Here is a 17,586-nt window from a genome sequence, read left to right as displayed (position 1 = left end):
AGCCTAGCATGACTCCTCCCTGCCGCCCTTCCGGGCAGTCAAATCATTGAGACAGTACTATTTCTGGTTCCCCACTTATGGCTTCAGGATGTTGGAATAAATTGAAAAGTCAAGTGTTCTGTCTTGGCGCCTTTCGCGCGACTTCGCTGCCAATTCCGGTTCCTGCCTGCGCGATCTGAATAGCGGTCGGGGGACTTCGCGGCCTAACTCGGGACATCACGTTTCTTCGAGTTTGTTGCGGAGTCCATATGAGCAAGATGATCGACCAGAAGACCCTTCTGTCCGAGGCCACCCGTGCCTTCGTCTCGGCCCCCAAGGGCATGCTGATCGACGGGGAATGGTGCGCGGCGCAGTCGGGCCGCACCATCTCAGTGAGCGATCCGGCGACGGGGCTGGAGATCACCAGCGTGCCCGCCGGCGGCGCGGCGGACGTCGACAAGGCCGTGGCCGCCGCGCGGCGCGCCTTCGAAGGGGACTGGGCCAAGGTGCGCCCGGTGCAGCGCGAGCGCCTGCTGCTCAAGCTCGCCGACATGCTGGAAGCGCGGGCTGACGAGTTTGCTGAACTGGAGACGCTCGACAACGGCAAGATCCTGATGATGTCGCGCCACGCCGACCTCAACCTCGCCATCGATTCGCTGCGCTACATGGCGGGCTGGGCCACCAAGATCGAGGGCACCACGATCTCGCCCTCCTTCGCCTACGTGCCCGATGTCCAGTTCACGTCCTACACCTTGCGTGAGCCGGTGGGCGTGGTCGGCCAGATCATTCCCTGGAACTTCCCTCTGGTCATGGCGATCTGGAAGATTGCTCCGGCGCTCGCGGCGGGCTGCACGGTCGTGCTCAAGCCCGCCGAGGACACGCCGCTCAGTGCGCTGCGGCTGGGCGAGCTGATCTGCGAGGCGGGCTTTCCTGCGGGCGTCGTCAACATCGTCACTGGCGATGCCGAGCCCGGCCAGGCGCTGGTCGACCATCCCGATGTCGACAAGATCGCCTTCACCGGCTCGACCGAAGTGGGCAAGATCATCCAGCAGCGCGCGGCGGGCACGATGAAGCGGCTGTCGCTTGAACTGGGTGGCAAGTCGCCGGTCGTGATCCTCAAGGACGCGGACGTCGAGATGGCCGTGCAGGGCGCGGCGCAGGCGGTCTTCTTCAACCACGGGCAGGTCTGCACCGCCGGCTCGCGCCTCTTTGTCGAGCGCCCGCTCTACGAGGCCGTGATCGAGGGGCTGGCCCAGGCCGCCGACAGCTTCACCGTCGGTTCGGGTTTCGACCCCAACTCGCAGATGGGCCCGCTGATCTCGGCCACGCAGCGCGCCCGTGTACAGTCCTATCTCGACAAGGGCAGCGCCGAGGGTGGACGGCTCGTCACCGGCGGCGAGGCGATCGACGGGCCCGGCCACTTCCTGCGCCCGGCTGTCTTTGCCGACGTGCGCCCGGACATGACGATCTACCGGGAGGAGATCTTCGGTCCGGTGCTGGCAGCAACGCCCTTCGATGACCTCGACGAGGTGACGCGCATGGCCAACGACAGTGCCTATGGCCTGGGGGCGAGCGTGTGGACCGGCAACCTGCAGCTTGCCAACCGCTTCGTGCGCACGCTCAAGGCGGGCAATGTCTGGGTCAACGCGCACAACCTGCTCGATCCGGCCGTGCCCTTCGGGGGCTACAAGATGTCGGGCTATGGCCGCGAATTGGGCCATGCGGTGCAGAACCTCTACACCGAATCAAAGTCGGTCACGATGCCGCTGTGAGCAGGGCGGGCGAAGACACCGCGTGGCGGCTTGCGGCCGCGCGCGGGCTCAACGCCATAGCCGCGCACGATGCGCGGGAGGGCGCGCTTTCGCAAGAGAGCGCGCCCGTCGTCCTGGTGAAGGACAACATTGCGGTGCGCGGCCAGTCCTGGACGGCGGGGAGTCCGCTCTTTGCCGGGTGCCGTGCGGACCGCGATGCGGGCGCGGTGCAGCGGTTGCGCGAGGCTGGCGCGTGCTTTCCCGTTCGCACCACGCTGCACGAACTGGCGTTTGGCGTGACGGGCGCCAACGCCTGGAGCGGGGACATTGCCAATCCCCACGATCCGGGCCGGATCGCAGGTGGATCGAGCGGAGGCGCGGGCGCTGCGCTGGCGCTGGGCCTGGGCGATCTGGCACTTGTCACCGACACTGGTGGATCGGCGCGCATTCCGGCCGCGCTGTGCGGGGTGATCGGCTTTCGCCCCTCGACCGGGCGCTACCCGGGTGATGGCCTCATCGGCCTCTCGCCCAGCCGGGACACGCTGGGCCTGATGGCGCGCTCGCTCGCGCCGATCCTCTGGGCGGACGCCGTGATCGCGGCGGAGGCGAAGGAGGAGCCCGGCTTTCCCGGTTCGCCCACCATTGCCATTCCGGCCCCCGAAGCGCTGGGCTCGCTCGAGCCTGCCGTGGGCGCGGCGTTTGCGCGCAACGTGGCGGTGCTGGAAGCGCTGGGCGTGCGCACCGTTCCTTGCGATCTGTCGCGTATCACCGCGCTCGACGAGGCCTGCGGCTTTCCCATCGCGCTTTTCGAGACGGCGCGCTCGCTGGCCGCCAGTGTTCCGGCCCTGACCGGGCGCGATCTGGCCTCCAGCCTGGGGCGCATTGCCGGTGCGGACGTGCGCGAGCTGGTGGCCAGCGCGCTTTCTGGCGAGGCGGTGCCCCAGGCGGTCTATGATGAGGCGATCGGGACAACCTGGCCCGCCTTGCGCGGCGCCTTTGCCGAACTCTTCGCGGACGGTATTGATGCCGTGCTGCAACCCACCGTGCCGATGGTGGCCCCGGCGCGGGGCGGCGGCGAGACGGTCACGCTGTGCGGGGAGGTGGTGCCCGCATTCCCGACGCTCAGCCGCTTCACGCGCCCCGACAGCATGGCCGGGTTGCCCGCGATCTCACTCCCTGTCGGATGCGATGATGCCGGACTTCCCGTCGGCATGATGCTGACCGGCGCGAGAGGGCGCGACCGCGCCTTGCTGCAGCTTGCCGCGCGACTTGCGGGTCCATTTCGGGACAAGGCCACCCGGGCTGTACCGCGCAGGGGCTGAGGCGCGGCTTTTGTTCCCAACGCGCACATTGGCTGCGCAATCCGAATAGCCGCCCCTCCCGCTTGGTGACAGCTTCCCCTGCAAGGACCGGCGCGAAGACCGGCGATGTTCGCAGGACTCTTTTTCCAAGGCATTCAAGGGGGAAATATTCATGGCTCGATCACATCGTCGCGCGCGCCGCCTGTCCGCATTCCGGGCAGGCACCAGTGCTTTCCTGTCCATTGCAGCCGCCTCGCTGGCGCTTCCGGCCTGCGCGCAGGAAGCGCCCCAGGCCCAGGCCCAGGCTCAGGCTCAGGCCGCCGCAGGGCTGGAGGTGATTACCGTCACCGCGCGCAAGCAGACCGAGGATCTCCAGTCCACGCCGATCTCGATCACCGCTTTCAGCGCCGAGCGGCTTGAGGCGCAGGGGATCACCCAGATCAACCGCATCCAGGATTTCACGCCCAACCTGACCTTTGCCAACGTCCCCTCGAACAGCGGCATTGCCTCGAACGCGGCGGTCTACATCCGCGGCATTGGCCAGAGCGACTTTGCGCCGACCACCGAGCCGGGCGTGGGCATCTACATCGACGGGGTCTACCTCGGGCGCACGGCGGGCGGCGTGTTCGATCTCATCGACGTCGCCTCGGTCGAGGTTCTGCGCGGACCGCAGGGCACGCTGTTCGGCCGCAACACGGTGGGCGGCGCGATCAACCTGACGACGATCCAGCCGGATGAGACGCTGCGGGTGAAGGCCGATGCCAAGTACGGTACCGACAACCTCGTCAACCTGCGCGCGATGATCTCGGGCCCCCTGACCGAGGGGCTCTACGCCAAGATCTCGGGCGGGCTGTTCAGCCAGGATGGCTATGTCGACGCGCCCGAACTGGGCACCAGGTTCGGCAACAAGGACAGCAAGATGGTGCGCGGCGCGCTGCGCTTCGCGCCTGTCGGAAGTCGCCTCGACGTGACCCTGGCCGCCGATTACACCCGCGACAAGAGCAATGGCGCTCCGGTTGTCGTGACCGGCATGGACCCGAACGCGATGGACGGCTTTGCCGTGCTCAACAACCTCATCGCCAGCGGCATGACCGATCCGGGCTACTGCCTGACCCCGGCGCAGGCGAACAACACCGCCTGCTACAACTCGCGCCTGTTCAGCCGCGATACCAACTACTCGACCGGCGAGACCTTCTCGGACCTGGAACTGTGGTCGGCTTCGCTGACCGTGTCCTATGACCTCACCGACGAGATCGAGGTCAAGTCGATCAGCGCCTGGCGCCGCATCAACGGTTCCTTCGCGCAGGACCGCGACGGCTCGAACCTCGACATCAACTACGTCTACGACGACTTCAAGCAGAAGCAGTTCAGCCAGGAGCTGCAGCTGGTGGGCAGCGCGCTTGACGGTCGGCTCAACTGGGTCACGGGGCTCTACTACTTCACCGAGTCCGGGCGCGACATCAACCCGATCGACTTCCTCGTCGTCTATGCGCAGTCGGGCGGCTATTATGACTACGAGAACTGGGCGGGCTTCGCGCAGTTCGGCTACGAGGTGGTCGATGGCCTGACGCTGACCGGCGGGCTTCGCTACACCGACGACAAGAAGTCGTTCCTGCCCGATCAGTACGTGATCGACGGGCTTGCCCCTTTCATGACCTTGCCCCCCGGCACGCGTCTTGCGCCGTACGAGTGGGCCGACAACAACGTCCAGAAGTGGACGCCGATGGTCAACGCGTCCTGGGAAGCAACGCCCGACCTCATGCTCTACGCAACCTATTCGCAGGGCTTCAAGGGTGGCGGCTACACCCAGCGCGTCTTCCCGCCCGAGGAATCGCTGCCCAGCTTCCGTCCCGAAACGGTCGATTCCTACGAAGCCGGCTTCAAGCTCATGGCGCTCAACAACATGCTGCGCCTGAACGGTTCGGCCTACTACGCCGACTACAACGACATGCAGTTGCTGGTCGCCGATGCGACCCGTGTCGGTCCCTTCTTTACCAACGCGGGCAAGGCGCGCATCCAGGGCTTCGAGCTGGAGACCAACTTCGCACCGGGCGACGGATTTCGCTTCAACGCCGCACTGGGCCTGACCGATGCCGACTACAAGGAACTGGACGAAGGCGTGCAGGGGCTCACCCTCGACAGCAAGTTCGTGTTCGTCTCCAAGTGGACCGCCAGCGCTTCGGGCGAAAAGGACTTCGACCTTGGCAATTCGGGCACGATTACGCCGCATGTCGACTGGTCCTACCGCTCGGGCTTCTTCACCAATGCGAACGGCATCAACACGCCCGAACTCTACCAGCCAGGTTATAGCCTGTTCAACGCGAACCTGCGCTGGCGCGATGCGGACGAGCACCTCTCGCTGACGCTGGGCATCGACAATATCGGCGACAAGAAGTTCCGCATCTTCGGCGATTACCAGCCTTCCTTCGGCTTCTTCATGCAAGGCTTCGACCGCGGCCGGCAGTACTACGCCAAGCTCGGGTACGCGTTCTGATGGCGGGGGCTGACACGCACGCCGGCCTTGGGCGGCGCCAGGTTCTGGGGGGGATCGCGCTGGGCGCGCTTCTTCCCGCCCTGGGGGGGCTGGCTGCGCCGCTGCACGCGGCCGAACTGGACACTGAAGGCCCGGGCGAGCGGGAGACCAGCGCGGCGCTGCTGCGCCAGATGTTCCCGCACGCGGCTTTCGCGCCCGCCTTCTATGACGAGATGGCGGGGTGCTATCTGGAGGAACTGGCCGCGCGTCCCGACGCGCTTGCCGAGCATCGCCGGGGCCTTGCTCTGCTCGATGCCTCCTACATCGCGCCTTTCGCGCAGCTGCCCGCCGTCATCCAGCGCGCGCTGGTGGCCCGCGTCGATCAGGAGCCGTTCTTTACCGCCTACCTCATGCGCGGGGCCGAACTCGTCTACCGCGACGCGCGGGTCTGGGACAGGCTCGGCTATGAGGGTTCCTCGGTCGAATACGGCGGCTATCTCGACCGGGGCTTCGACGACATCGACTGGCTGCCGGGTGCAGGAGAGATGCAGTGACGACCTATTCGCTGGATGACAGCTCGGTTTTCGTGGTGATCGGGTCGGGGGCGGGCGGCGGCGTGCTCTCGCGCGAGCTGGCGAGCCGGGGACACAAGGTGGTGTGCCTGGAGGCCGGGCCCCGCCTGACGCTTGGCGATATCGTCAACGACGAGACCGAGATGTTCAACAAGCTCACCTGGCTCGACCCGCGCATGGCGACCGGCAAGCCCGATCCCAGGTTCCCGGTCTGGGGCTGCAAGACGGTGGGCGGTACGACCATGCACTGGACCGGGGCCTGCCCGCGCTTCGAACCGCACGAGATGCGCGCGCGCAGCACTTATGGGGACATGCCCGACACCACGCTGGTCGACTGGCCGGTGAGCCCCGAGGACATGGCGCCCTGGTACGACAAGGCCGAGATGCGCATGGGGGTGACCGGCACCCATGGCAACCCGCATCTGCCGCCCGGCAACAACTACAAGGTCCTGGAAGCGGGCGCGCGCAAGTGCGGCTACACCGACATGGACACCCACAACATGGCGATCAACTCGGTCGCGCGCGATGGCCGCCCCCATTGCCGCCAGCTGGGCTTCTGCACTTCGGGCTGCGCGCTGGGCGCCAAGTGGTCGACGCTCTACACCGAGATCCCCGCTGCCGAGGAAACCGGCAATTTCGAGCTGCGCCCCGGGTGCATGGTGACAGGGCTCGAGGTCGGTGAGGACGGACGCATCGCCTCGGTCACGTACCTGCATGAGGGGCAGAGCGTCACGCAGAAGGCGCGCGCGGTCTCGATCGCGGGCAACGTGGTGGAGACCACGCGGCTCCTTCTCAACAACCGCTCCGCGCGCCATCCGGACGGGCTGGCCAATTCGAGCGGACTTGTCGGGCGCAACTACATGCGCCACTTCACGATCCAGGTCATGGGGGTGATGCCGGGCAAGGTCCATTTCTACCGCCAGACCCACCTTGCGGGTGTCGTGCGCGACGAACGCGCGCACCGGCCTGAACGCGGCTTTGCCGGGGGCTTCCTCATCTCCACGGTGCCTTTCACGCCCGAGGTGCTGGCCAAGAACATGCTGGTCGGCGGCTGGGGGCGCGATCTCACCCGCGTGCTCGACAAGTACGAGTACCTCGCTGGGATGCTGCTCACGGGCGAGGATCCGCCGCAGTACTCCAACGCGATCACGCTGCACCCCGAGGCGCGCGATGCCAACGGCCTGCCGGTCCCGGTGATCCACTACGAGGACCATCCCAATACCATCGCGATGAAGGAATACGCCTGGAAGGCAGGCCGCCGCATCTACGAGGCGATGGGCGCCGAGGAGATCGTGGAAATGGGCGACTACATTCCCGCCACCCACAACATGGGCACCGCGCGCATGGGCGACGATCCCAGGGCCAGCGTGTGCACCCCGTATGGACGCACCCACGATGTCGCCAATCTCTTCGTCTCGGACGGCAGCCTGTTCCCGACCGCAGGCGGCTGCAACCCGACGCTCACCATCGTGGCGCTGGCCATGCGCCAGGCCGAACATATCGATGGCGAACTTCGCGCCGGCCGTCTCTGATCCGCAAGCTCGAGCCTGCCCGCCGCGCACCCTTGCGCGGCGGGCCTTTTCTCGGCGCGGCTTGGGGACGGCCTCCAGCGTGGCCTAGAGCACGATGTTGCGGGTTATTGTGCGCAGCAAACGGTTGAGACTGGCGACGTCTCTGTCCGAGACTCCCTCGAAGGTACGCGCGTAGATCCGGTTCGCGGCGGCCCAGGCCTCGCGGCTGGCCGCTTCGCCCTCGGGCGTCAGGCGCACCTCGGTCACACGCTGGTCACTGGGACGCGGCGTGCAGGCCACCAGGCCGTCGCTTTCCATGCGCTTGATGATCTTCGTCATGGTCGGAAGCTTGGCAATCGCGTGGTCGGCGATCTCGCTGACGCTCAGGCGTTCGCGGTCGCGCAGCGCCATGAGCACGCGCCACTGCGCAACGTCGAGGCCGATCGGTTTCAGGGCAAGCTCCATCTGCTGGAGGTAGCGCCCGGAGAAGCGGGTGAGCCAGTAGAACGGCCACTCCTCCATGTTGAAGTCCGTCTCGCCGCCTGCATCCATCGCTCGGTACTCTCCCTGGCGCGGCCAGCGGCCTGCGCGTGCCTGGCGGATCGGGGCGGCCGGACGCATTCGCGCGGTGGCTGTTCCCTCTTCGCCCAGGCTTTGCCTATCCCCGAGCGGCCCGTGAGACAACGCGAACAACAGATGACTGTTCAAGTAATATTCTCGTCGTATTCCAGCAAGACCGGGATGATGTCGGTCCTTCTGAACGACGCGGGTCACGATACCTCCACCGCCGCACACGTTCTTCTACGAGGCGACCGGGGATGCCTGGGCGACCCCGTGCACCGGAGAAGAGGCTAGCCGCGAGCCGGCGACGAGGGTGCGAAGGAAGGCCTCGTCTACTTCGACAGGGCCTTCCACCATGTGCCGCTCAGAGCGGGGTGACGACGCACTCGAGCGTGATGTCGGGCGCGAACTGCACGCGGCATTCCTGACCCTCTTCCACCACATGGACGCCGGTGACCGCGCCGGTCGAAATCAGGCAGCCCTCGGGCACGGTTTCGCCCATCCGGGCCAGCCGGTTGAGTGCAAAGGCGATCGCGGTGAGGGGGCCACCGGGCAGCATTCCTGCCGCGCGCGGCCCGAAAGTCGTGCCGGCGATGGTGGTGGTGGCCTCCACCGTATCGGGATCGCTGACCGCAATTTCGGGCCCCAGGATGAGCCCCATGTTGTTGCCAAAGACGGCAATGCTGGCAAGAGGGCCCAGGTCGTTGATGGTCGCCAGCGGGCTTCCGGCCACCTCGATCCCGGCATGCCAGGCCTGGACGAGAGAGGCGCAGTCCTGCGCGGTCCAGTCATCGCGTTCCCCGGGCGCGGAGATGCGGGCCACCAGTTCGGCCTCGAGCGCGGCAAAGCCGCCGCGAATCATCGGGAAGGGGGTGGGGCCTCCGCGTTCGAGCGGCCACACGTCCTCCTCGAATATCGGGCCGAGGAAACGGTTCTCCCCGAACCGGCTTTCCATTTCGCCCGTGATCCGGCCGACCTTCCAGCCCACGACCGGGCTGTTCCATTCCGCGATGGCCGCGTCCTGGATCGCGTAGGCTTCGTCCGGATTGGAGGGCATGATGCCCGGGAATTCGTCGAAGCCGACCTTGTTGTAGCGGTTGAGGACGAAGACGCGGGCGGCTTCGGTGGGGGCGACGGTCATGATGTGTCCTTGATCTGGAAGGGCCTGGACCGGCCCTCTGGGGAACATACCGGAAATGTGCTGCCAGCCGGTTAGCGCAGGTTTTGGGCCATGTCCCCAAGCAGTGTGCGCAGGAGAGTGAGTTTTTCCTCGTCGAACCCGGCAAAGGCGCGGTTGAAGACATGGCGTGCGGCGTCCACCGCAGGTGCGACGAGCGCCTCGCCCGCCGGGCTTAACGCCACTTCGGTCGCGCGGCGGTCGCGCTGGCCGCTGCGCAGCTCGACTAGCCCCTGGCTTTCCATGCGCTGGATCGCGCGGGTCATGGCCGAGAGTTTGGAATTGGCCTGCGCGGCGATGTCGCTCACGGTCATCCAGCGCTCTTCCTTGAGCACCATGACGATGCGCCAGCTCGTCGGATCGAGACCGGTGTCCTCGAGCGCGGAGCTGAGCGCGGTCTGGTAGCGCGTGTGCGCCCGGGTCAGCCCGTAGAACGGCCAGGCATCGTAGGTCAGGCGGTGATCGTGATCCATCGCGATCAGCTCGTGGATCTGCGGCATTTGTACAAGCCCTAAAATAGTTGACTAATCACGTGATTCGTGTTGCTTTCGCTTTATGACATATCCCCCCGACACCGCAATCCTTGTTCAGCACCTCGATCTGGCACGTGATCCCGGCCGCGCGGCCCCGCGCGTCGCGGTGAAGGATTGCCTTGCCATTGCGGGTACCCGCACCGGCTGTGGCAGCGCGGCGTTCGATGAGGCTGCGCCCGAAGCCCACCATGCCGCCGTCGTCGAGGCGCTTCTGGCGGCGGGGTGCCGGATCGTGGGCAAGGCCAACATGCACGAGCTTGCCTATGGGGTGACCGGGGCCAACGCGCACACCGGCACGCCGCGCAACCCGCGCTTTCCCGAACGCATCGTGGGCGGCTCTTCCAGCGGCAGCGCGGCGGCCGTAGCCGCGTGCCTGGTGGATTTCGCGATCGGCACCGACACGGGGGGCTCGATCCGCATGCCCGCGGCCTGCTGCGCGGTTTTCGGTCTGAAGCCAACCTTCGGCGCGGTGCCGCGCACGGGCGCTGTCCCGGCGTCGAGCTCGCTTGACTGCATCGGTCCCTTCGCACGTGACATGCGTAGGCTCATCACGGCAATGGAGGCGATCTGTCCGGGTTTCGAGAGGCCCGAGGCTGCGCGCGATTTCACGCTCGGGCGAGTGCCGACCACGGCCGATGGCGATGTGGAGGCCGCGCTCGATACCGTGCTGGCGCGCAGCGGCGCGCAGGTTCATGCGGCTGCACTGCCCTCGCTTGCCGAGGCGCACCGCGCCGGGATCACCATCATGGCGGCTGAAATGGCCGCGCTCTTCGGGCATCTCGTGGGTTCGGGAAAGCTGGGCCCCGACATCGACGCGCGCCTGGCCGCGGGCCTCAAGGTCGATGCGGCGGCGCGGGCTGAGGCCGAAGCGGTACGCGAACGCATCACTGGTGAAATCGACACCGCGCTGGAGACTTGTGACGCGCTGGTCCTGCCGACTTTGCCCAGCGTGCCGCTTCTCGTGCGCGAGGCGGGCGATGCGCAAGGGGCGCTGCGCCTGACCGAACTGGTGCGGCCTTTCAACCTCTCGGGTCATCCCGCACTGACCCTGCCGACCCTTACGCGCGAGGGCCTTCCGGTTGGCGTGCAGCTTGTTGCGGCCAAGGGCGCGGAGGCGCGTCTGTGCGCCCTCGGCCTGGCTCTGGAAGGAGCCCTGTGATGGCGCAGGACGACTACGCTGCTGTACTCGCCCGGCTGGAAAAGCTCGAGGCGGAAGGGGCGATCCGCGGCGTCATGGCCCGCTACATGGAGATCTGCGACACGCTTTCGCCGACCTCGCCGATGGAGGAGCTGGGCGAGCTCTTCACCCGCGAGGCAGTCTGGACCGGGGTCGGTGCGCGCTATGCAGGCGCCTTTGGCGGCCACCGCGGCCGCGCGGCAATCGTCGCCATGCTGGCGCAGTACCAGGGCGAGGAGGGCGGTACGCCGCCGCACTTCGCGATGAACGCGCACTTCCTTTCCTCCGAGACGATCCGCGTCGCGGACGGGGCAGGGCAGGCGCAGGGGCAATGGATGATGCTCCAGACCTCGACGTATGCCGATGGGCGCAGCGACGTGCGGTCTGCGCGTCTCAATGTCGGCTTCGCCCTGGAGGATGGGGTCTGGCGCATCGCCCGTTTCGAAACCGAGAACCTTTTCAGCCGGCCGGTGAGTCGGTGGGACGATCCGGCACCGGTCCCGGTGCCCGGACACAGGACAGGAGAATGAACGCCATGGACATGCCGACGGACATGACGCGACCGGATGGGGACTACGCCAGCCTCGTGCAGGATGATCGCGTCCACACCTCGCTCTACAAGGATCCGGCGATCTTTGACGAGGAGATGGAGCGCATCTTCAAGAACACCTGGGTCTGGGTCGCACACGCGAGCGAGGTGCCGGGCAAGAACACCTTCAAGAAGTCCTTCGTGGGCAAGCAGCCGGTGATCGTGACGCGCGACAAGGAGGAGAAGATCCACGTCCTCCTCAACCGCTGCCGCCACCGCGCGGCGACGGTGTGCGAGAAGAAGGCGGGCAAGACTTCGGTCTTCGTATGCCCCTATCACGGCTGGAGCTACAATCTCGATGGCAAGCTGCGCTCGGTGCCGCACGCCTCGGTCTATGGCGAGGATTTCGACAAGGACGAGTTCCCGCTCGTTTCGCTGCGCACCGAACAGTACAACGGCATGATCTTCGCAACCTTCCGCGACGACATCGAGCCGCTCGCGGACTTCCTCGGCAGCGCGAAGAAGTGGATCGACCTGTTCATGAAGCAGGGCGCGGGCTACCCGGTGAAGACGCTGGGCGAGCACCAGTTCCGCTTCCCGGGCAACTGGAAGATCCAGCTCGAGAACACCACCGACGCCTACCACTTCCCGATCGTTCACAAGACCTTCCTCGACAGTCTCGATGCCGAGACCGGCAACGTCTTCGATGTCCTGGGGCGCGGCGGCTGGGTCGAGGACCTGGGGCATGGCCATTCGGTCATGGTGATGATGCCCGAGTTGGTCGACCTGGAGGAGAACCTCGAGGCGCCGATCCCCGAACGCTTCGCCGATCTGGCCGAGGAACTGCGCGGCGAGGGCTACTCCGACCACGAGGTACGCCGCATCGTGCGCGCCGTGGGCGGCGGGGGCTTCAACCTCAACCTCTTTCCCAATGTGGCCTGTTCGATGGCGTTCTTCCGCGTGCTGCGCCCGGTCAGCGTCGATGAGACCGAGATCCGCCACATCGCCATCGGCATGGATGGCGGCCCCGAGGCGGGCAACCGCATGCGCCTGCGCCTGCACGAGCACTTCCAGGGGCCGATGGGCTTTGGATCGCCCGACGATGCCGAGGGCTGGGAGCGCGTCCAGCGCGGCTCGGCAGCGGGCGATGACCTGTGGATCCTCGTCAACCGGGGGCAGGCCCCGATCATCGGCCACGCGGCGGGCGATCACGTGACCGATGTCAGCGCCGAGAGCGGCATGCGCGCGGCCTATCAGGAATGGAAGAGGATGATGTCGGCATGAGCACGACCGAAATGACCCGCAGCGACCTGGCCGTCATCACGCTGGACGAGGCAAGCGCCTTCATCTGGCGCGAGGCCGAACTGCTCGACCGCCAGGATTACACGGCCTGGCTCCCCCTGTTCACGCCGGACGGGCTCTACGTGATCCCGATCGAGCGCGAGGCCGAGGACCGCGCGGGCGAACTCAACATCGCCTATGACGATGCCGAGATGCGCGCGATGCGCGTGAAGCGCCTCAAGAGCGGGTTCTCGATTTCATCCGCGCCCTCGGCGCGCACGGTGCGCACGACCTCGCGCTTCGTGCTCGAGGAGGCGCCCGACGGCGGCGTCCTGGTGCGCTGCGCGCAGATGCTGGTGGAGTACAAGTTCGAGCGCACCCGCGTCATCGGCGCGGACGTCACCTACCACCTGGTGCGCACGGGCGAGGGCTTGCGCATGGCGTACAAGGAGATCCTTCTCCTCAATTCCGACGATCCGCTCTGGGGGATCGGCTACCTGTTCTGACAGGGGACGCCGCCGTGCTCAGTCCTGTTTGAGGAAGACGAGCGCGGCGGCACCCAGCAGCGATCCGCAGGCCATCAGCAGGGCGACCTCGGCAAGGCCGAAGCCTGCGGTGAACAGGAAGCCTGCCACGATCGGGCCCAGCGCCGCGCCGCCGCGCCCGACGCCGATCACGAAGCCGGTTCCGCCTGCGCGCACTTCGGTCGGGAAGGCCTTGGCAAAGATCGCGTAGAGGCCGACCACGCCCGCATTGGTGAAGAAGCCGGCCGCGCCTGCGACCGTCGCAAGGCCGCCAAGGCTCGTCTGTCCCTGGCCAAAGACCGTGACCATGACCGTCGAGACGAGCATTGCGCCGATGACCAGCCAGCGCACCTGGACGCGGTACGTGAGGAAGCTGAGCAGGCTTGCGCCCAGGAGGCCGCCGACATTGGCCCAGACCAGCACGCCGCCCGCCTGCGCGGCGGGATAGCCCATGTCGACCACGATCTTGGGGATCCACTTCAGGATGAAGTAGAAGGTCATGATGTGGCAGAAATAGGCCAGCGTGAGCAGGATCGTGCTGCGCGCGAGCCGGGGTGCGAAGAGCGCGGCGAGCGAGGGCTTGGGGGCGCTGTCGCTTGCGGCGGGCAGCCCCTCGGCAGCGTGGTGGCCCAGGCGTCCAAGCACCGCGTTGATGCGGGCAAGGGCGTCGGGGCGGCGGCGGTGCACGTGAAAACCGACGGATTCCGGCAGCAGGAACCAGGCCAGCGGCAGAAAGGCCGCACTGACGAGCGCGCCGAAGATGAAGACGTCGCGCCAGTTGCCGTCTGCCAGCAGCGAGCTTGCGATCGAGCCACCCAGGATTGCGCCCATCGGATAGCCCGAGGCCATGATCGCGACGGCCAGGTTGCGGTGGCGTGCGTTCGAAAATTCCGCGACGATGGCGTTGGTGCAGGCCAGCATGCCCCCGATGCCGAGCCCCGTCAGGAAGCGGATGACGCCCAGCATCGTGACCGAGCTGGCCAATGTCGCCAGAGCCATGCCCCCTGCCATCACCACCAGGCAGCCGAGCACGGTCGGGCGGCGCCCGATCCGGTCGGCAAGGTTGCCCAGCAGGATCGAGCCGATGGCCATGCCGATCAGCTCCATCGAGAGGACAATACCCAGCGCCGCGCGGTCGATGCCCCACTCGCTGGCGATGCCGGGCGAGGCGAAGCTGATCGCGAGCACGTCGAACCCGTCCAGCGCGTTGAGCGCGATGGAGAGCGCCACGACGAGGATCTGGAGTGGCCTCATCGGGCTGTGCGCCAGAAGCGCCTGGGGATCGTGCGCGGTGGCGGTTCTGGAGGGCGTGGGAGAGGTCATGGCAACCGGTCTCTTTCAGGATTTTGTCAGGGGGGAGGCGGTCCGTCACAGTCGATCCGCCCGTAGCGGCGGTCGAGCCAGAGCGGGGCCAGCACGAGAATCAGGACGGGAAGTGCCAGCGCGAGGCCAAGCCGGGTCGAGCCCTGGCCCAGGCCGAGGAGAAGAGGGCCGCCGACCGCGCCGATCCGGCCGATGCCAAGCGCATAGCCAAGGCCGGTTGTCCGCATGGCAGGTGGATAGAACAGGCTTGCGGCGCTGGTCATGCCCTTCTGGCTGCCGCCAATGCCGATCCCGGCCAGGAGCGCGGCGGCCAGCAGCAAGGGGTGGGTAAGGTCGAGGCCGACGACGAGCAAGGCGAGGCCGGCAAGGCTGAACAGCCCCATCGCCGCAAGCGCGCGAAAGGGCCCCATGCGGTCGGCCCACCAGATCATCGGCACCGCGCCCAGCATGTTTCCCAGTGTGAAGATCCCGGTCAGTGCGACCGCACCGGAAAAGGTGATGCCACCTTCGGTCGCAAGGAGCGGAAGCCACGACTGAAGCGCGTAGAACAGGCAGAGCCCGGCGGGAAACAGGATCCAGAACAGGAGGGTGCCGAGGCGGCGGTTGCGATCGAGCAAGGCGCGCGGGCCGTGGATCCGGGGCTGGCGCGTGCCGCTCCGCGCGGCCCGGCGCGGAAGGGCCAGGGCCCCCAGCGCGGCTGCAAGTGCGAAGAGCGCACCTGGCACCCAGGCGGCGCGCCAGCCCGCTTCGGGGATCAGCCAGCCGGACAGCCCGGCGGCGGCAAGGAAGCCGAAGGAGTAGGCCGTGTAGGTGGCGACCACGCGGGCACCCTGCCAGCGGGGCGCCCCCTGCTGGCTGACGATGGCGACGGCGGCGGGAATGGCGGCGCCGCTCGCCGCCCCGATCACACCCCGGCAGGCCGCGAGGGTGAGGACGCCGGGCGCGGCCAGGCTGGCCAGTGTCGCGAGGGAAAGGCAGACCATTGCGCCTGCGACGATGACGCGCACGCCGATCCGCTCGGCCAGGGGGGACAGGGTGAGATAGCCAAGCATGAGGCCGAGCATGGCGCTGGCGAGCAGGGGGCCGACCGCCTGCGCGTCGAGGTTCCAGTCGCGCACGAGGCCGGGCATGGAGAACGCGAAAGCCTGAAGCGCGTACCCGGCGGTGAAGAGTACGCTGGCGCAGCTCAGCGTGATGAGGTGTTCACGGTGATGCGGACGCATGGCAGCCTGTTCTCCCCTCCCCGACACGGCGCGGCCAAGGGACGCAGGCACCTGCGTCAGGAGACCGCGCACCGCCATCAGAAGCGCAGCGTCAGACGTGTCTGGAGAAAGAGGTTATCGCCATAGCCCGCGCGTGTCAGGACCTTGCCGGCATCGACGTAGTTGGCGATGCCCGAGAGCACGACATGCGGGTCCGGCGTCCAGTCGATCCGGGCGCGGGCGATGTTGGCTAGGTGGTGTCCTTGCACGTTCTGCGTGCCCGCATAGACGACCGCGTTGCCACGATAGGCGGCGTCGTTTTCATTGGGACGCCAGTAGAAGCCAGCCTCGGTGGCGACCTTGAGCTTGCGCGAGAGGGGAACACGGAGGGTGGGGGCCACGCCCATCACGTTGCTCGCGCCGATGTAATTGTCGTCGCTGAAGATGATCGTGGCGTTGTAGAGGATGTTGAAGGCGCCGACCTTGCCGTCGGTGGCATAGCTGCCGCCGCCCGAGGCGTAGTCGGCGTGGAAGCCGAGGCGGGGGGCCTGCTTGCCTGCGCCCAGCGCGAGCGACTGGTTGGTCGAGATGGCCCAGGCATCGACCGGACGTTCGGCAAAGCGCCCGTCCTGCTTCATGGCGCTCCAGTCGAAGGCCACGCGGCCCCAGTGGCCCCACAGCCGTGCGCCCCAGGTCGCGCGCCGGTCCGATCCGGAAAGGAGGCCGCTGGTACGCTGTTCACGGGTGTAGTGGTAGTAGAAGGGATCGAGGTAGATCGCGTCGTTGGTGCCCTGCGCGCTGTTCCGGGCGAGAAGCAGGCTCGCAATGCCGCCCGAAAAGGTCTCGCCGTTGCCGATGCCGTCGTCAAAGATCCCGTTGCCCTGTTCGGTGGGCGTGAAATCGAAGACGGTAAAGCGCACGCGCGACCAGTCCATCGAGAGCCGCGCCCCGTTCATCGAGACGCGGATGTTGGGGTTCTCGCGGGGGCTGATCAGGAAGCGGGGGCCGTCGAAGAACTCCTGGCGGCCGACCGTGATGCGCGCCACGCCCGAGGCTACAGGCGCGCGGATCTCGGTGAAGAGCTGCTGGACGATGAGGTCGTTTTCCCAGACCGGTACGTGGCGGGTTTCGTTCGTGCCGAAGATATGGCCCGAGACGAGCTGGCCGTAAACGCGCACGGCAGGCCCGATGCGCAGGTCTGCGGCCAGGTTCGTGCGCGAGAGCCACTCGGTGCGGCTGCGCGTGTCGTTGAGGAGCGGCCGCGTCGAATGGCTGACGCTGGTGCGTTGCCCCCCGCTCAGCGACAGGGTGACATCGCCGTCCCCGTCGAGCGGGATCGCCTTGAGCGGCGCGAAGCGGTCATCGGGGGCTCCCTCCCTGCCCATGAAGCGCCAGTCCTCGGCGCCGCGCAGCAGGCGGTAGTGGGGCCCCAGGCGTGGGCCCAGGCCATCCGCCTCGGCAGGGAACGGCGAGGCAAGCGGGTCCTTGCCCGCCGGAGCGGGGGTGGGCACGGGTCGGGCTTTCGGCTCGGTCTCGTTGTGGTTGGCAGGCAGGTCTGCCGTTGGCCCGGCGCTGTCGGCCGCGAAGGCGACAGTGGGGACAAGGCTGGGCGCGACAAGTCCCAGCGTCAGGCATCCGGCCCACCCGCCAACGCGCCATCCCTTGCGGTGGCTGCGCATCAGGTTTCTCCCG

The 17,586-nt window shown here is 67.2% G+C and carries 15 protein-coding genes; 9 read left to right on the top strand and 6 right to left on the bottom strand.

What is annotated here, in order from left to right:
- Window positions 1-248: 248 nt before the first annotated feature.
- The 5 genes from MBENS4_RS06025 to MBENS4_RS06005 all read left to right on the top strand — a co-directional run bounded on the left by MBENS4_RS06025 (window position 249) and on the right by MBENS4_RS06005 (window position 7,608).
- Entirely contained in the window at window positions 249-1,751 is a 1,503-nt protein-coding gene (locus tag MBENS4_RS06025) for an aldehyde dehydrogenase family protein (protein ID WP_084591980.1), read from the top strand.
- Window positions 1,748-3,052 (top strand): amidase family protein, encoded by a 1,305-nt coding sequence (locus tag MBENS4_RS06020; protein ID WP_242404798.1) that lies wholly within the window; start codon window positions 1,748-1,750, stop codon window positions 3,050-3,052. Before MBENS4_RS06025 ends, MBENS4_RS06020 begins: the two co-directional genes overlap by 4 nt.
- Before the next feature lie 151 nt (window positions 3,053-3,203).
- Entirely contained in the window at window positions 3,204-5,525 is a 2,322-nt protein-coding gene (locus MBENS4_RS06015) for a TonB-dependent receptor (RefSeq protein ID WP_084591979.1), read from the top strand.
- Window positions 5,525-6,058: a hypothetical protein gene (locus MBENS4_RS23905; protein ID WP_052322036.1), complete on the top strand. Its 534-nt coding sequence runs from the start codon at window positions 5,525-5,527 to the stop codon at window positions 6,056-6,058. Before MBENS4_RS06015 ends, MBENS4_RS23905 begins: the two co-directional genes overlap by 1 nt.
- Window positions 6,055-7,608 (top strand): GMC family oxidoreductase, encoded by a 1,554-nt coding sequence (locus tag MBENS4_RS06005; protein WP_039389434.1) that lies wholly within the window; start codon window positions 6,055-6,057, stop codon window positions 7,606-7,608. The genes MBENS4_RS23905 and MBENS4_RS06005 overlap by 4 nt, the downstream gene beginning before the upstream one ends.
- An 84-nt stretch (window positions 7,609-7,692) precedes the next feature.
- Here MBENS4_RS06005 and MBENS4_RS06000 read toward each other — a convergent pair whose 3' ends face one another.
- The 3 genes from MBENS4_RS06000 to MBENS4_RS05990 all read right to left on the bottom strand — a co-directional run bounded on the left by MBENS4_RS06000 (window position 7,693) and on the right by MBENS4_RS05990 (window position 9,825).
- A complete protein-coding gene (locus MBENS4_RS06000) occupies window positions 7,693-8,139 on the bottom strand; it encodes a MarR family winged helix-turn-helix transcriptional regulator (protein WP_039389433.1) in 447 nt (148 codons plus the stop codon).
- A gap of 373 nt (window positions 8,140-8,512) precedes the next feature.
- On the bottom strand, window positions 8,513-9,289 hold the full coding sequence (locus MBENS4_RS05995; protein WP_052322035.1) for a 2-keto-4-pentenoate hydratase: 777 nt from the start codon (window positions 9,287-9,289) through the stop codon (window positions 8,513-8,515).
- 71 nt (window positions 9,290-9,360) lie between these two features.
- Entirely contained in the window at window positions 9,361-9,825 is a 465-nt protein-coding gene (locus MBENS4_RS05990) for a MarR family winged helix-turn-helix transcriptional regulator (protein WP_039389429.1), read from the bottom strand.
- A gap of 55 nt (window positions 9,826-9,880) precedes the next feature.
- Here MBENS4_RS05990 and MBENS4_RS05985 point away from each other — a divergent pair, with 55 nt between their 5' ends.
- Genes MBENS4_RS05985 through MBENS4_RS05970 form a run of 4 tightly spaced genes read left to right on the top strand, consistent with a single transcriptional unit; the run spans window position 9,881 to window position 13,351 of the window.
- Window positions 9,881-11,017, top strand: coding sequence for an amidase (locus tag MBENS4_RS05985; protein ID WP_084591978.1), 1,137 nt, complete (start codon window positions 9,881-9,883; stop codon window positions 11,015-11,017).
- The gene (locus MBENS4_RS05980) at window positions 11,017-11,565 is read left to right on the top strand and encodes a nuclear transport factor 2 family protein (protein ID WP_039389427.1); all 549 of its coding nucleotides are present in this window, start codon (window positions 11,017-11,019) and stop codon (window positions 11,563-11,565) included. Before MBENS4_RS05985 ends, MBENS4_RS05980 begins: the two co-directional genes overlap by 1 nt.
- 5 nt (window positions 11,566-11,570) lie before the next feature.
- Entirely contained in the window at window positions 11,571-12,848 is a 1,278-nt protein-coding gene (locus MBENS4_RS05975; RefSeq protein ID WP_242404797.1) for an aromatic ring-hydroxylating oxygenase subunit alpha, read from the top strand.
- Window positions 12,845-13,351: an aromatic-ring-hydroxylating dioxygenase subunit beta gene (locus tag MBENS4_RS05970; RefSeq protein WP_039389424.1), complete on the top strand. Its 507-nt coding sequence runs from the start codon at window positions 12,845-12,847 to the stop codon at window positions 13,349-13,351. The genes MBENS4_RS05975 and MBENS4_RS05970 overlap by 4 nt, the downstream gene beginning before the upstream one ends.
- A gap of 18 nt (window positions 13,352-13,369) precedes the next feature.
- Here the strand turns inward: MBENS4_RS05970 and MBENS4_RS05965 are convergent, their stop codons facing one another.
- The 3 genes from MBENS4_RS05965 to MBENS4_RS05955 form a co-directional block, all read right to left on the bottom strand.
- The gene (locus MBENS4_RS05965; protein WP_039389422.1) at window positions 13,370-14,692 is read right to left on the bottom strand and encodes an MFS transporter; all 1,323 of its coding nucleotides are present in this window, start codon (window positions 14,690-14,692) and stop codon (window positions 13,370-13,372) included.
- Between the two features lie 26 nt (window positions 14,693-14,718).
- Window positions 14,719-15,915: an MFS transporter gene (locus tag MBENS4_RS05960; RefSeq protein WP_052322034.1), complete on the bottom strand. Its 1,197-nt coding sequence runs from the start codon at window positions 15,913-15,915 to the stop codon at window positions 14,719-14,721.
- Window positions 15,916-15,992: 77 nt separating this feature from the next.
- Window positions 15,993-17,573, bottom strand: coding sequence for an alginate export family protein (locus MBENS4_RS05955; RefSeq protein WP_052322033.1), 1,581 nt, complete (start codon window positions 17,571-17,573; stop codon window positions 15,993-15,995).
- Window positions 17,574-17,586: the final 13 nt, after the last annotated feature.

This window comes from Novosphingobium sp. MBES04 (assembly GCF_000813185.1).
GTDB classification, from domain to species: Bacteria; Pseudomonadota; Alphaproteobacteria; order Sphingomonadales; family Sphingomonadaceae; genus Novosphingobium; species Novosphingobium decolorationis.
The sequence above is the reverse complement of the archived record's forward strand: the minus strand, read 5'-3'. Positions and strand labels throughout refer to the sequence as shown.

Excerpts from the sequence above, each read along its gene's own strand:
- MBENS4_RS06025 (WP_084591980.1), top strand. The coding sequence starts at position 249 with ATGAGCAAGATGATCGACCAGAAGACCCTTCTGTCCGAGGCCACCCGT.
- MBENS4_RS06015 (WP_084591979.1), top strand. The coding sequence starts at position 3,204 with ATGGCTCGATCACATCGTCGCGCGCGCCGCCTGTCCGCATTCCGGGCA.
- MBENS4_RS23905 (WP_052322036.1), top strand. The coding sequence starts at position 5,525 with ATGGCGGGGGCTGACACGCACGCCGGCCTTGGGCGGCGCCAGGTTCTG.
- MBENS4_RS06000 (WP_039389433.1), bottom strand. The coding sequence starts at position 8,139 with ATGGATGCAGGCGGCGAGACGGACTTCAACATGGAGGAGTGGCCGTTC.
- MBENS4_RS05995 (WP_052322035.1), bottom strand. The coding sequence starts at position 9,289 with ATGACCGTCGCCCCCACCGAAGCCGCCCGCGTCTTCGTCCTCAACCGC.
- MBENS4_RS05990 (WP_039389429.1), bottom strand. The coding sequence starts at position 9,825 with ATGCCGCAGATCCACGAGCTGATCGCGATGGATCACGATCACCGCCTG.
- MBENS4_RS05985 (WP_084591978.1), top strand. The coding sequence starts at position 9,881 with ATGACATATCCCCCCGACACCGCAATCCTTGTTCAGCACCTCGATCTG.
- MBENS4_RS05980 (WP_039389427.1), top strand. The coding sequence starts at position 11,017 with ATGGCGCAGGACGACTACGCTGCTGTACTCGCCCGGCTGGAAAAGCTC.
- MBENS4_RS05975 (WP_242404797.1), top strand. The coding sequence starts at position 11,571 with ATGGACATGCCGACGGACATGACGCGACCGGATGGGGACTACGCCAGC.
- MBENS4_RS05970 (WP_039389424.1), top strand. The coding sequence starts at position 12,845 with ATGAGCACGACCGAAATGACCCGCAGCGACCTGGCCGTCATCACGCTG.
- MBENS4_RS05965 (WP_039389422.1), bottom strand. The coding sequence starts at position 14,692 with ATGACCTCTCCCACGCCCTCCAGAACCGCCACCGCGCACGATCCCCAG.
- MBENS4_RS05960 (WP_052322034.1), bottom strand. The coding sequence starts at position 15,915 with ATGCGTCCGCATCACCGTGAACACCTCATCACGCTGAGCTGCGCCAGC.
- MBENS4_RS05955 (WP_052322033.1), bottom strand. The coding sequence starts at position 17,573 with ATGCGCAGCCACCGCAAGGGATGGCGCGTTGGCGGGTGGGCCGGATGC.